Source organism: Ruminiclostridium herbifermentans (assembly GCF_005473905.2).
GTDB classification, from domain to species: Bacteria; Bacillota; Clostridia; order Acetivibrionales; family DSM-1351; genus Ruminiclostridium; species Ruminiclostridium herbifermentans.
The window spans coordinates 3,084,045-3,098,828 of sequence record NZ_CP061336.1 but is presented as its reverse complement, the minus strand read 5'-3'; the positions used below and the strand labels follow the sequence as shown (position 1 = coordinate 3,098,828).

The 14,784-nt window shown below is 33.6% G+C and carries 12 protein-coding genes; 11 read left to right on the top strand and 1 reads right to left on the bottom strand.

The annotated features are described in order from the left end of the window. The first annotated feature begins 110 nt into the window (after nt 1–110). Nucleotides 111–1,448, top strand: a complete 1,338-nt coding sequence (locus tag EHE19_RS12600; RefSeq protein ID WP_137697879.1) for an MATE family efflux transporter — start codon at nt 111–113, stop codon at nt 1,446–1,448. 314 nt (nt 1,449–1,762) lie between these two features. Here the strand turns inward: EHE19_RS12600 and EHE19_RS12595 are convergent, their stop codons facing one another. Next, nucleotides 1,763–3,550: a M60 family metallopeptidase gene (locus EHE19_RS12595; protein ID WP_137697880.1), complete on the bottom strand. Its 1,788-nt coding sequence runs from the start codon at nt 3,548–3,550 to the stop codon at nt 1,763–1,765. A 415-nt stretch (nt 3,551–3,965) separates the two neighbouring features. Here EHE19_RS12595 and rpsB point away from each other — a divergent pair, with 415 nt between their 5' ends. From rpsB to ispG, 10 genes are all read left to right on the top strand, one after another. Beyond that, entirely contained in the window at nt 3,966–4,712 is a 747-nt protein-coding gene (gene rpsB / locus EHE19_RS12590) for a 30S ribosomal protein S2 (RefSeq protein ID WP_137697881.1), read from the top strand. Nucleotides 4,713–4,840: 128 nt separating this feature from the next. After that, on the top strand, nt 4,841–5,488 hold the full coding sequence (tsf, locus tag EHE19_RS12585) for a translation elongation factor Ts (RefSeq protein ID WP_137697882.1): 648 nt from the start codon (nt 4,841–4,843) through the stop codon (nt 5,486–5,488). Nucleotides 5,489–5,593: 105 nt separating this feature from the next. Beyond that, nucleotides 5,594–6,301: a UMP kinase gene (gene pyrH, locus EHE19_RS12580; RefSeq protein WP_137697883.1), complete on the top strand. Its 708-nt coding sequence runs from the start codon at nt 5,594–5,596 to the stop codon at nt 6,299–6,301. A 55-nt stretch (nt 6,302–6,356) separates the two neighbouring features. Further along, on the top strand, nt 6,357–6,914 hold the full coding sequence (frr, locus tag EHE19_RS12575; protein ID WP_137697884.1) for a ribosome recycling factor: 558 nt from the start codon (nt 6,357–6,359) through the stop codon (nt 6,912–6,914). A 4-nt stretch (nt 6,915–6,918) separates the two neighbouring features. Then, on the top strand, nt 6,919–7,182 hold the full coding sequence (locus tag EHE19_RS12570) for a hypothetical protein (RefSeq protein ID WP_137697885.1): 264 nt from the start codon (nt 6,919–6,921) through the stop codon (nt 7,180–7,182). A 397-nt stretch (nt 7,183–7,579) separates the two neighbouring features. Then, nucleotides 7,580–8,335: an undecaprenyl pyrophosphate synthase gene (locus EHE19_RS12565; RefSeq protein WP_137697886.1), complete on the top strand. Its 756-nt coding sequence runs from the start codon at nt 7,580–7,582 to the stop codon at nt 8,333–8,335. 811 nt (nt 8,336–9,146) lie between these two features. Continuing rightward, entirely contained in the window at nt 9,147–9,968 is an 822-nt protein-coding gene (locus tag EHE19_RS12560; protein ID WP_137697887.1) for a phosphatidate cytidylyltransferase, read from the top strand. A gap of 337 nt (nt 9,969–10,305) precedes the next feature. Next, nucleotides 10,306–11,451, top strand: a complete 1,146-nt coding sequence (locus EHE19_RS12555) for a 1-deoxy-D-xylulose-5-phosphate reductoisomerase (protein WP_137697888.1) — start codon at nt 10,306–10,308, stop codon at nt 11,449–11,451. A 275-nt stretch (nt 11,452–11,726) separates the two neighbouring features. Continuing rightward, nucleotides 11,727–13,019 (top strand): RIP metalloprotease RseP, encoded by a 1,293-nt coding sequence (gene rseP / locus EHE19_RS12550; protein ID WP_137697889.1) that lies wholly within the window; start codon nt 11,727–11,729, stop codon nt 13,017–13,019. Between the two features lie 334 nt (nt 13,020–13,353). Further along, a complete protein-coding gene (gene ispG, locus EHE19_RS12545; RefSeq protein WP_171003592.1) occupies nt 13,354–14,403 on the top strand; it encodes a flavodoxin-dependent (E)-4-hydroxy-3-methylbut-2-enyl-diphosphate synthase in 1,050 nt (349 codons plus the stop codon). Nucleotides 14,404–14,784 lie beyond the last annotated feature (381 nt).

The following is a 14,784-nucleotide window of genomic DNA, read 5'->3' as shown; positions in this document are numbered from 1 at the left end:
ATTGTCAATAAATCGTTTTTTATGACGAAATATACTTCAGTATGATTTTAATGTTAAAATGGACAATTGGTTTGAAAAGTATGTGAAGTGCTTAAAGGTCGTGATAATTATTGTACACAAAAAAAGATTTGCTTCGTTTATTCATCCCTGCATTTATTGAACAACTGCTTTCTACTGCAATTGGCGTTGTAAATACCATGATGGTAAGCGGATTAGGAGCTTTTGCAGTATCGGCAGTTGGAATTGTTGACTCAATAAATATTGTAGCAATGAATGTTTTTATGGCAGTCTCAATGGGAGCTACAGTTGTAATATCTCAGCATTTAGGTTCTGGAAATGATAAGGATGCTTCTAGGACAGCAACCCAATCAATAGCAACGGTTTTATTTCTATCAGCCCTTACTGGTTTTGGGCTGTATTTGTTTGGAGAGCAAATTATTAATTCTCTATTTGGAAGTGCTGAGCAAATTGTAAAATCTGCGGCTAAAACTTACTTAATATGTTCTGCAATTTCATATCCATTTTTAGGCTTATTCAATGTTTTTACAGGAATTTTAAGGGCAAATAATAATTTCAGAGCATCAATGGCTGCAGCTGTTGCTTCAAATATTGTTAATGTTTTAGTGGGAGCTTTATGCATCTTTTATTTTAAATTGGGTGTTCTTGGTGCTGGAATTGGAATGATATCAGCAAGGCTATTTGGAATGCTGGTATTGGTTCATCCATTATTTACGGACAATAGAATAAGTATTAAGGGAGAATCCTATAAAATTTCTTTTAAGATATTGAAGCCAGTTTTATTTATAGGTATTCCAGCAGGCTTGGACAGTCTTGTATTTAATGGCGGAAAGCTATTGGTTCAGACATTTATTACATCATTAGGAACAGCTGCGCTGGCTGCAAATACTATTGCTGGCTCTATGAATGCTATTATAAATATTCCAGGAAATGCGGTTGCTATTGTATCGGTATCAGTAATAGGATATTATGCTGGGGCTGGTTTACGGGATGAATTGAGACAGATGATAAAAAAATTAACACTTTATGCTATGGTACTTCTTGGGGGTGTATCATTAGTATTTTTCCCATTTGTAAAAAGTTTCATAAGACTATATGCACCTGCTGATGATGTGTTGGTAATGGCATTACATGTTACTTATTTGACATTGGTATGTATACCAATATTCTGGCCGGCTGGATTTATTGTTCCCGCTTGTTTACGCAGCACAGGAGATTCTGTTTTTATCACCATAGTTTCAATATCAAGTATGTGGCTGGTAAGAGTGCTTGGAGGATACTTAATGGTAAGATATACTTCGTTAGGACTTATGGGAATATGGATTGCCTGGTGTTTTGATTGGGTAACACGAGGAGTACCTTATTGCGCCAGAGCAATATCTCGTAAATATGAAAAACATTTGCCAAAAGTTGATGCGCGATCAACATAATTCAGTTTTTTAGCTGAAAATGCAGAGTCGTCAAATATGTAAATGGAAAAGTTATTTACAATAAAAATTAAAAGCTTTTCAAAAAGCATTTCTACATGAAGTATAGTAGATTTATTGCAAGATAAATATAGGTCCTGATTAATAGAAGTAGATGCTGGTGATTAATTATATATAATTAAGTAGTAAATCAGTATAAAAAGGCTGATGCATATAAAAACTAACTGCACAATACATATGTTTATCAATTTGATGGTATTGTGGTTTGTAATTATAATGCATCAGCCTTAACATGTTTTTTCACACTATTATTAGTATTATGGGTTTGCTATTAGGTAGTTTCTTATTGTATCTAATTCTCCTGGTAAGAATGTTGATCTTACATTAAAGTTTGAGTATTCTGATAATTTATCCAAGAATAAATCAAATTTTGCTACCTTTGTGGATGGATTTATATTGTTATTCTTAAAGTAGTAGAATGTATTTTGGAATGGAGTCCATCCAATAGCATTCTTTATTCTTAGGAAGCAATAGGTAGCACCATCATTATTATATGTACCTTGTGCTATAGTATTGTCATAACATCCGGATGAGATTGATTTATACATATTTTCAATCTGTGCTCCGTAGTAGAAATTACCGTTACCTCCTTTAATCTTGCCATAAAGAGACTCAAGCACATAACACATCTTAGTGTTAGCCCAGAATTCTGCATCCCAATTCCAACCATCATAATCAAAATCATGTCCTATTTCATGAAGAATACCAAAGGACCAGTGATCGTCTGCATTTATGCTAACTATTTCATCAGCTATATACGGATGATTCCAGTGGATAGGATTACCAGCGATAGCCACCCAGCCTGAGAACATATGAGAAGACATTATGTTGATTTTTGATCCGCCATAAGGAGTAAAACCTACCAAATTTGCATATGCTTGATAAGCAGCGTCCAGATGATTTATCCATCTCATATCATTTGTTCCAGTAAACCCTGACCACTGGCTAGGGGTTAAATGTAATCTTACATAATTACCGCTTCGTTCTTCAAGTTCAGATTCACCGGATATAGTAAGATTATCAAAGTATACCTTACCTTTTGCGCCGCTATTATAGAATCCTAGTCTGCATGAAATGGTGACATAGCCGCTTTCAGGAACCAAAAAATTGAAAGTTATAGGTTTCCAGTTGAAGGTTCCTGTAGAGTCTGCAGATGCGCTTGCTGGCCATTCACCCAATACTGAGATATTTGCACCTAGTTTTCCATCGTCATTATTAGGGTCTAAAGTAATATTTTCACCTTTTACATAAGCTGACAAAGAGTATACCTTACCGGGTGTCAGCTGTATTGTCTGTACCCAACGTGCATCATTGTAATCTGTTGAATTAATGCTTATGCACTTACTGTTACTTAATCCTCCAGTAGATTCCCAAGTAAAAGTAGTTCTTCCGTCATTCCAATTAGCACTTGTTGACCAGTCTAAAGGTGCAGAATATCCTGTCTCAAAATCATCTATTTCTGTTAGTGTTACGTTATCAAAATATGCTGTACCTTTCATTAAATTGCTGTAAAATCCTAATCTACATCCTATTTGTACAGTTCCGCTTGATGGTGCAACGAAAGTAAGATTTATTTGCTTCCAACCAAAGGTACCTGTAGAATCTGTACTACTGCTAACAGTCCAACCGCCCATGAGGCATATGTTTGCTCCAATAGTTGCACCTTGGTCTGCAATAATATTTTCACCCTTTACATATGCACTTAGGGAGTATGTTTTTCCAGGTCTAACCTGTACTGTCTGAACAACCCTTGCATCATTGAAATCTGTTGAATTTATACTTATACAACCACTGCCGCCTATTCCTGAACTTGACCAGCTATATGTAGTACGACCATCGTTATAGTACATATCTTCTGACCAGTTATAAGGCTGAAAATTTGAGCCTTCTTCAAAGTCACCGTTTTCTAATGTTGCCACAGCTGCATTTGCTGAATTTGATCCTATAACTGTGTTAAATATTGTGAAATTAACTGGTATTATTTGAAGTATCATCAGAAATGATAATATAATGCATAATGCTTTGAATTTTAGATTTTTTTTCATTTGAATACCTCCATATCCTTTACTTTGAGTAAGAGTGTGTGAAAAAGCAATACTTATTATACAAATAAAGTATATATATGTCAAATAATAAAAAATATAACAATAATTTGATGTAATACTATCTTATTTTAGTTACATTTGTACAACTTAGTTTTAAAACTGTATTTTAGGGAAAAATTAATTAGTAGAAGTGGTAGAAAAAATACTAAAAAAGTTAAATTAAAAAAATAAAAATAATTATCAACATAAAGATTGATTAATATTAAACAATATGTTATACTAACTAGCGGAAAAAATACACACGCATCTATCAGTTTGTTAGAGTGTCAGCTAAGGCTGATTAAACTCAATAAAAATATTTTGTTTGAGTTTAAAATGGTGCGGAGGTATTAACTTTAACGGAGGTGTTATTAATATGGCAGTTATTTCAATGAAACAACTTTTGGAGGCAGGTGTTCACTTCGGTCACCAGACTAGAAGATGGAATCCTAAGATGGCAGAGTATATCTTTACAGAACGTAATGGTATATACATCATAGACCTGCAGAAAACAGTAAAGAAAGTTGACGATGCATACTTCTTTATTAGAGAAGTAGCAATGGCTGGTCAGGATGTTCTTTTTGTAGGAACAAAGAAACAAGCTCAGGATTCTATTAAAGAAGAAGCTGAGAGAAGCGGACAATTCTTCGTAAACAACAGATGGTTAGGTGGAATGCTCACAAACTTCAAGACTATCCGTAAGAGAATTGACAGATTAAATGAGTTAAATGCAATGGAAGCAGATGGAACTTTTGAAGTTCTACCTAAGAAAGAAGTTATCAAGTTAAAGAAGGAAATGGAAGATCTTGAGAAGAACCTTGGCGGTATCAAGAATTTAAAGAAGATTCCGGGAGCAATGTTTGTTGTTGACCCACGCAAGGAAAGAAATGCAATTCTTGAAGCTAAAAAGCTTGGTATTCCAGTTGTAGCTATAGTTGATACAAACTGTGATCCTGATGAAGTAGATTTTGTTATCCCTGGTAATGATGATGCAATAAGAGCTGTAAAGTTAATTGCTGCTAAAATTGCTGATGCTATTATCGAAGGCCGTCAGGGAGAACAGTTACAAGCTGAAACTACTACTGTGGAAGCTAATGAAGCAGAAGAAGTTGTTGCTGAATAATTTGATTGATAATTAAACAGGTTGGGTAGCCAACTTCGTTATATATTGATATATGATATATATTGATTAATATGTCGTATAAAAAACTTAATAATGTATCTTATTTTATACGGTTTGGAGGATAAAAAATGATTACTGCTGAAATGGTAAGGCAGCTCCGCGAAAGAACCGGAGCAGGAATGATGGATTGTAAAAAAGCTCTTACAGAAACTAATGGCGATGAAGAAAAAGCAATTGAGCTCTTAAGAGAAAGAGGAATAGCTAAAGCTGCTAAAAAGGCAGGAAGAGTTGCTGCTGAAGGTTTAGTTGAAGCTTATATACATGGTGGCGGAAGAATTGGTGTTCTCGTTGAAGTAAATATTGAGACAGATTTCGCTGCAAAAAATGAGGAATTTAAAACATTTGTTAAGGATATTGCAATGCAAATAGCTGCTAGCAGTCCTGAATATGTTAGAAGAGAAGATGTACCAGCTGCAGTTCTTGAGAATGAAAAAGAAATATTAAGAGTGCAAGCTAGAAATGAAGGAAAACCTGAAAAAATCATTGAAAAAATGGTTGAAGGTAGAATTGAAAAATTCTATGCTGAAAAATGTTTGTTAGATCAGGCATATATCAAAGATCCTGATATAACTATTGACCAATTATTAAAAGAAAAAATAGCTCATATTGGTGAGAATATTTCTATCAGAAGATTCGCTAGATTTGAAAGAGGCGAAGGTATAGATAAGAAAGAAGAAAACTTCGCTGATGAAGTTATGAAGCAAATAGGCGGTTAAGTCATTTTAGGGGAACATATTTAGTGTATGTTCCCCTTATTAAGGCCTTTTTTAAAAAAAAATAGAATAAAATAGCATATTAATAGTTTTGGATGGAGGAGAACTATGACTGAACTAAAATACAAAAGAATATTGTTAAAAATCAGCGGAGAGGCATTATCTGGAGAAAAAGGCAGCGGTATTGATACTGATACTATTAATGAGATATGTGATAGAATATATAAGACTCATGAGTTAGGTGTTGAAATAGCTATTGTTGTAGGTGGAGGCAATTTCTGGAGAGGCAGAAGTGGTGTAGGAATGGATAGAACTACTGCAGATCACATGGGAATGCTGGCTACAGTTATTAATTCGCTTGGACTGCAGGATGCATTAGAATCCAGAGGAATACCTGTTAGAGTTCAGACAGCTATTGAGATGAAACAAATTGCTGAGCCATATGTCAGAAGAAAAGCTGTAAGACACTTAGAGAAAAAGAGAATAGTTATTTTTGCATGTGGAATGGGAAATCCTTATTTTTCAACAGATACGGCAGCAGCACAAAGAGCTGCTGAAATAAATGCAGAGGCAATATTAATGGCGAAAAACGTTGATGGAATTTATGATAGCGATCCATCCAAAAATCCTAATGCTATTAAATTTGACAAGATTAGTTATCAAGAATATTTAAATAAGGGATTATCAGCAATTGATTCAACAGCTGCTTCCTTCTGTAAAGACAATTCAATACCAATGCTGGTATTTGGACTAGATAATCCTGATAATATTATAAGGGCCGTTAAGGGTGAAGAAATTGGTACTACAATATATTGAAATCATTCGGAAATAATTGTATGATATAGATATAAATTATAGGAGGAGCTTTATAATGGACAAGGAACTTTTCAAACCCATCGAAGAAAAAATGAATAAGACCATAAACGTATTAAAAGATAATTTAGCTGGTATCAGAGCAGGGAGAGCTAACCCAGCAATATTAGACAAAATAACCGTTGATTATTACGGCACTCCCACCCCAATTAATCAGGTTGCGTCTGTATCAGTACCAGAAGCTAGAGTTATTTTGATACAGCCATGGGAGGCAAAACTACTTAAGGATATTGAAAAGGAAATACAGAAATCGGATATTGGTATTAATCCGAATAATGATGGTAAGACAATCAGACTTGTTTTTCCACCCCTTACTGAAGAAAGACGTAAAGAATTGACTAAGTTAGTCAAAAAAGAAGGCGAAGATTCAAAAGTTGCTATTAGGTCAATTAGAAGAGACGCTATTGAAACTATGAAAGCAAAGAAAAAAAATAGTGAGATTACAGAAGATGATTTAAAGGATGCAGAAAAGGATATTCAAACTTTAACTGATAAATATATTGCAGATATAGATCGTATAGTTGCACTTAAAGAAAAGGAAATTATGGAGGTATAGCTATTTGAACTATTTTAGAGCTGATGGATATAAAGAAGATAGCATGTGCTGTGATGCTAACTTAGCAGTTGATATTACTGAACTTGTAGGTTTTACACTTGGAGATGCTCTAAAGGTAGTACAGAAAAAAGGTTATACAGTTGATAATATTACAATCACATCACCACCTAAACTAGAAATAACAGAGTATGACCAATCATTTAGAGTACTAAGAATTCAGCCATTAGAAGGAAATAGCTTAACTATACTTGTATGTAAACCCCTCTAAACGAGGGGTTGTTTTAAATATAAATAAACTATCTCGCATAAATAGTTTATCTGTGTTAAACTTATCAAGGATTTATTTTCAAAATAACTGTATGTGATATATAATTATGTTATTGCAAACATATTTATAATTCTGAGCAAATTTCAAATGAAAAATTCTATATTTGAGATTAATAAGGGAGCCTGTATCCTTTGAGTATGCGAAGAAAACACAAAGAGTTTTGTCAAAAGGGCAGTAGTTACCATAAAGATGTCCGTTGAAATACCCTTGTGAAGTAAGAAAAATCAGTATGCTCTAAAGAACTAAACAAGGCTGTATTTTTTGGGTTTTGAATCAATTAAAGGTTTTGATTCAACTAAAGGTTCTGATTCATATGTAACTAGGCGTGGAGGTTAGAATGGGTTTTTTTGATAGATTATTTACTAAAAAAAATGAAAAAATTAAAGAATTCAAAGTGGTTCCAAATCATATAGCAATAATCCCTGATGGAAACGGTCGTTGGGCAAAAAAACGAGGTCTGCCTAGGAATATGGGTCATAGAGAAGGTTCCATGAATATAAAAAAGATTGTTATTTTCTGTTCAAAAATAAAAGTTAAATATTTGACTTTTTACGCCTTCTCAACTGAAAATTGGAAGAGGCCCCAAAGCGAAGTAGATGCATTAATGAAATTGTTAATGGAGTTTTTGCGTAACGCTGAAAAAGAACTTGAGGGCAGCAATGTAAAAATCAAAGTTATTGGTGATTTAACTGCTTTACCAGAAGAACTTCAAAAGGAGATTGCCAGAGTTGAAAAGTTTACGAGCAGCAATGATGGTTTACACCTCATTATTGCACTAAATTATGGCTCTAGACTTGAAATGTTACATGCTGTTAAGGAAATTTCTAAGAAAGTAAAAGAAAATAAGTTATCAATTAATGATATAGATGAAAAACAGTTTGAAAGCTGCTTATATACTGCTGGTATTCCTGATCCTGATCTTCTAATCAGAACAAGCGGAGAGCAGAGAATTAGTAATTATCTATTATGGCAATGTGCCTATTCAGAATTATGGTTTACAGATGCTCTATGGCCAGATGTAAATGAGAGTCATATTTCAGAGGCTATAAGGGACTATGGAAAAAGAAGCAGAAGGTATGGTGGATTAGGCTAAGTATATAGTGTTTTTTTCAAATTGTGGTTAAAAAGTTAGTGCAAACATAGTGCATTTTCGAGTTAAAAAACACAAGTGTTTTTTGCAGTGATGAGGTATAGCAATACTTTGTGCGTACCTCCACGATAGTAACACTATAATTTATGCCCAAAGTAGGCGTGGGAGGTTAGCATTATAAAAAGTATGTGCAATAAAAAATATACTATGTGCGTAACCTCCACGATAGTAACACTAAAATTTTCGCCTAAAGTTGGCGTGGGAGGTTAGCATTATAAAAAGTATGTGCAATAAAAAATATACTATGTGCGTACCTCCACGATAGAAACACTATAATTTATGCCTAAAGTAGGCGTGGAGGTTAGCATTATAAAAACTCGAAAATAAGATTAGTGCAAACATAGTGCATTTTCGAGTTAAAAACACAAGTGTTTTTTGCAGTGATGAGGTATAGCAATACTTTGTGCGTACCTCCACGATAGTAACACTATAAATTATGCCCAAAGTTGGCGTGGGAGGTTAGCATTATAAAAAGTATGTGCAATAAAAAATATACTATGTGCGTAACCTCCACGATAGTAACACTAAAATTTTCGCCTGAAGTTGGCGTGGGAGGTTAGCATTATAAAAAGTATGTGCAATAAAAAATATACTATGTGCGTACCTCCACGATAGAAACACTATAAATTATGCCCAAAGTTGGCGTGGGAGGTTAGCATTATAAAAAGTATGTGCAATAAAAAATATACTATGTGCGTAACCTCCACGATAGTAACACTAAAATTTTCGCCTGAAGTTGGCGTGGGAGGTTAGTATGCTTAAAACTAGAGTAATTAGTGCGGTAGTGGGTCTTATTTTACTTATTGTCGTATTGTACTTGGGTTCAATAACATTTGGAATAGCAGTAAGTTTAATTGCTGCAATTGGACTTTATGAATTCTATAATTCTTTATCAAATTTGAAAAATATAAATCCAATTAAAATAGTTGGTTATTTATCTGTTATTCCACTATTAATTTTGGGTATTAAGGATACAGGATGGATAGCAGTTGATATTCCAACATTAACAGGGATTTCAGCAATTATAATTATTTTTTTGAGTATGGCATTTATTGTTTTCAAAAATAAGAGTTACAATATTATAGATGTTTGTATAACAGCTTTTGGAATAGCTTATGTGCCTTTTCTATTAAGTTTTGTTATTTTAATCAGAAACATGGAATATGGATATTGTTTAATTTGGCTAATATTTATTGGTGCTTGGGGTACTGATACTATGGCATATACATTTGGACGTCTCTTTGGAAAAAGAAAAATTATCCCTGAAATAAGCCCTAAAAAGACGTTGGCAGGTGCAATTGGGGGAATATTTGGATGCATGGCGCTAATGTTGGTGTTTGGAGTTATTGTAAGAAGTTATTTTAGTTTAGAAATATCATATTTTGTTTTAGGAATTTTAGGACTGTGTTGTGGATTGATTTCACAAATTGGTGATTGGTCGGCATCGGCAATAAAGAGATTTGTCAACATTAAGGATTATGGGAAAATTATGCCTGGACATGGTGGTGTGCTGGATAGGTTTGACAGCATTTTATTTGTAGCGCCTGTGGTATATTATGTTTTACAGCTAGCTTAACAATTTACAAGATTAATAAGTGCAATTGGAAACAAGCCATTGATAATTCTACAGTATCAAAACATTTTTGTGCTAAGTTTTAGTTTTTGAGTATAAATAGACTTATTATAGGGATAATTAAGTGATAATAGCGAACATAGAAAGTTGAAGTTGTAATAATAAATGACAATTTATAGGCTTTATAAAGTATATAATTAAATTGTTGGCTTTAAATGTTAATATATAGTTAATATTTAGGTAATATTTTATTGTTAAAGTAAAGATAATTAGAATACTTGCAATATTATTGCTGCTTGTAATAATTTTTGAAAACAAACATGTGCAAATTGGAGGATAAATGTCAAAGGTAATTTCAATATTAGGGTCTACAGGTTCTATAGGTGTCCAGACTCTTGATGTAGCAAGAAACTTGGGCTTAAAGGTTGCTGCTATTTCAGCAAATTCAAATATAGACCTTCTGGAAAAACAGGTTCATGAGTTTTTACCTGCAGTTGTATCTGTAGGAAATGCAGAATTGGCTAAAGAACTTGAACAGAGATTTCAAGGAATGAACATTGAGGTCTTATATGGAATTGAAGGAATGAAACGCGTTGTTGAGATAGAGGAAGTTGATACAGTTGTGACATCTGTAGTGGGAACTGTTGGACTCATTCCCACAATGCATGCAATAAGAAACAAAAAGAACATTGCACTTGCCAACAAGGAAACCCTTGTTACAGCAGGTAAGCTGGTTATAGAAGAAGCAAAAAAGTATAATATCAATATATTTCCTGTTGACAGTGAACATTCTGCAATATATCAGTGTTTGATGGGGAATGATGATAAGCAGGTGGAGAAAATAATAATTACTGCCTCTGGAGGTCCATTTAGAGGCAAAAAATTAAGTGAACTAGAGAGTATTACGCCTGCTCAGGCATTAAAGCATCCAAATTGGAGTATGGGAAGTAAAATTACTATTGATTCAGCAACATTAATGAATAAGGGGCTGGAAGTAATTGAAGCAAAATGGCTGTTTGACATGGAACTTGACAAAATTCAAGTCTTAGTACATCCTCAGAGTATTATTCACTCAATGGTTGAATACGTTGATGGGTCAATAATTGCCCAATTGGGTTCGCCTGACATGAGAACTCCAATACAGTTAGCTTTGACTTACCCTAAGAGGTTTAGTAATAATTTTTCAAAGTTGGATTTCTTGAAATGCTCTCAGCTTACATTTGAAGAGCCAGATACAAAAACTTTTAGGTGCTTGCAGTTAGCCTATGATGCTATAACAGCAGGTGGTACAATGGCTGCGGCAATGAATGCTGCTAATGAGATAGCTGTAGCAGCTTTTTTAAATAATCAGATATCGTTTGTTGCTATACCTAAAATTATAGAGAATGTAATGCAGCAGCATAGTGTGAATATATATCCAAGCTTAGAGGATATAATAGAAGTAGATAAATGGGCAAGAGAATCAGCAAAGAAGTTGATAAGTTAAGTTGATTGAAGCATATTTATAGCTTCAAAAACTCGAAAATAAGATTAGTGCAAACATAGTGCATTTTCGAGTTAAAAAACACAAGTGTTTTTTGCAGTTTTGAGGTATGGCAAAACTTTGTGCGTACCTCCACGATAGAAACACTAAAATTTTTCGCCTAAAGTTGGCGTGGGAGGTTAGCATGATAAGAAGTATGTGCAATATAATATACTTTCTGCGTACCTCCACGATAGAAACACTAAAATTTTCGCCTGAAGTTGGCGTGGGAGGTTAATATGGGTATTTTACTGGCTATATTGGTTTTAAGTTTTTTGATAATAATACATGAACTAGGGCATTTTCTTGTAGCTAAAGCTTTTAAGGTAAAAGTAAATGAGTTTTCATTGTTTATGGGTCCAAAGCTTTTTAGCTTTCAAAAAGGAGAAACAACTTATTCATTAAGGCTAATACCTTTAGGCGGTTATGTGAAAATGGAGGGTGAGGAAGAAGAGTCTGATGATGAAAGAGCTTATAACAAAAAGCCAGTAGGCGTTAGGTCAGCTATCATTGCAGCTGGGCCTATTATGAATATACTTATAGCTCTTATCTTTGCATTTATATTAATGGCACAAACTGGATATAACACAACACAGGTTAAGACTGTATTACCTGGTTCAGTAGCAGAACAAAAAGGTATTAAGGTCGGTGATACTCTTGAAAAATATAATGGAAAGACAGTTTTTCTCCCTGCTGATTTAGAAATATTTGCTTATCCTTTAAAAAATGAAAGTGTAGATTTACAGTTTGAGAGAAATGGTGAAACTCATAATATTACCTTAACTCCAAATAGAGAGCAAGACGGCTACATGCTTGGCTTTACTCCTAAAGATTACCAAAGCTTTGATGGGGTTGATTCCACTCTTGTTGCACAAGTTACTGATAATTCTCCTGCAGAAGAGGCTGGTCTTAAAAAGGGAGACAGAATAATTAAGATTAATGGAATGGAAATAAATACAAGGCGTGATATTTCAAAGCTTGTAGATGAACTTGGAAAAGAAGAAATAACCATAACAGTAGATAGAGAAGGAAAAGTTCAGGAACTAAAGCCAGTAAAACCAGTGGCTAGAAAAACTGCTGAATGGAAAGCTATTGGACTTGAGTTTGAATATTCAAAGGGTGGCTTTATTAATACACTTAAGGCATCAGTTGATTACTCTATTTCAACATCAAGGTCAATATATTATTCAATAGGCTGGCTTATTACACAAATAGTTCCTATGAGTGAATTAAGCGGACCTGTTGGAATAACTACACTTATAAGTGATGTTGTTCAGGATACTCCTTCAATAAAAGAAACAGTGTATAGTTTACTATCAATATCTGCTATGATAAGTATTAACTTGGGTTTAGTAAATTTGATACCATTCCCTGCTTTAGATGGAAGCAAACTATTACTGTTACTAATAGAAAAAATAAGGAGAAAGCCTTTAAACCCAGAAAAAGAAGCCATGATTACAATGGTAGGCTTCGTATTGTTAATTGCATTGATGATTTATGTTACATTTAATGATATTTTGAGACGGATATAAAAGTCTCATTAAGTACACAGACTTCGAAGTTGAATATTGCTAAAAGCTTACTATAAGAGGTGTGGCAGCATTATCAAATGAAAAGTAAATATTATCAAAAGATAAGATAGTTTGTTACATAACAAGCTATTGGTAATCTTGAAGATAGTTCTACTTTTCATCCGAAAGTTGGGTTAAAAATAATTGCATGAATTAGTTGATGAGACGAATTATTTCTAATTCATGCAATTATATGGAATCAAACCACTGATAATTTTGCTGCACCGATAAACTATTATGTGCGAAGTTTGAGTTAAGTATTTTAGGAAAGGCAGATTTACCTGTGGAACAGTATATTATAAGAAAAAATACAAAAAAAATAAGAATTGGAGACATCTTTATTGGCGGTGATGCTTCTATCTCTGTTCAATCTATGACCAACACAGATACAAGAGATGTTAAATCCACAATTGAACAGATAAAGAGGTTAGAGGATGTTGGATGTGATATCATAAGGGTGGCAGTTCCTGATGCAGAAGCTGCTAGTGCTGTTAGGGAAATAAAAAAGGCTATAAAAATACCTCTTGTTGCTGATATACATTTTGACTATAGACTGGCAATAGAATGTATTAAAAATGGTGTAGATAAGATAAGACTTAATCCGGGAAATATTGGTGGTCAAGATAGAGTCAGAATTGTTGCCGATATGGCAAAAGAGAGACAGATACCAATAAGAATTGGAGTTAATTCTGGCTCTGTAGAGAAAAGTATTTTACAAAAATATGGTGGTGTTACACCCGAGGGCATGGTAGAAAGTGCGCTAGCTCATGCTGAAATGCTTGAGAAAGTCAATTTTGATGACATAATAATTTCAATAAAGGCATCTAGTGTTCCAATGACTATTGCTGCATACAGACTTCTATCGCAAAAAAGTCCCTATCCAATACATATTGGAGTTACCGAGGCTGGAACAATATATAAAGGAACAATTAAGTCTTCTGTTGGTATAGGTTGTCTTATTGCTGAGGGAATAGGAGATACGCTTAGAGTTTCATTAACTGGTGATCCTGTCGAAGAAGTAAGAGTTGGCAAACAAATACTAAAATCATTAGGTATAATAACAAGTGGAATAGAAGTAGTATCCTGCCCAACCTGCGGCAGAACAAAAATTGATTTGGTTGCCATTGCTAATTTGCTTGAGCCTATTTTAGATAAACTTAACAAAAATATCAAAGTTGCCATAATGGGATGTGCAGTTAATGGTCCAGGAGAAGCTAGAGATGCTGATATTGGCATAGCTGGTGGTATAAATGAAGCGTTATTGTTCAAAAAAGGAAAAATAATCAGAAAGATTCCACAAGAAAAAATAGTTGATGAACTGATTAAAGAAATTAATGAGATGTAAATGATTGATTATTGACAAGAGGTAATGAGTTTAAGCTTAGCAATAAAAATTATTTTTCAGTTTATTGGTTATTATACAGTCTCATTACTTATTGATACAGAATATTTGAAAACCTATAGATTAATTTAATTACTTATTTAAATTACCATAGGATGATTTTAGGATGATTTTCATTAAAGTCCATATCAAGTGGCTGTATAGTAAGGGTCATTGGAAGTTATTTTTTAAAAACCATAATAAATTGTTGATAATTTGAAATAATAATGATATAATACACAAGGATAGAGGTTTAATAGACTTTACTGCCAAGAGTGGGAGAACCCACTCTTTGTTGTTATTTTTATCCTAAGTAAATTGCAGTTAATTAAAGGCACTTATAGT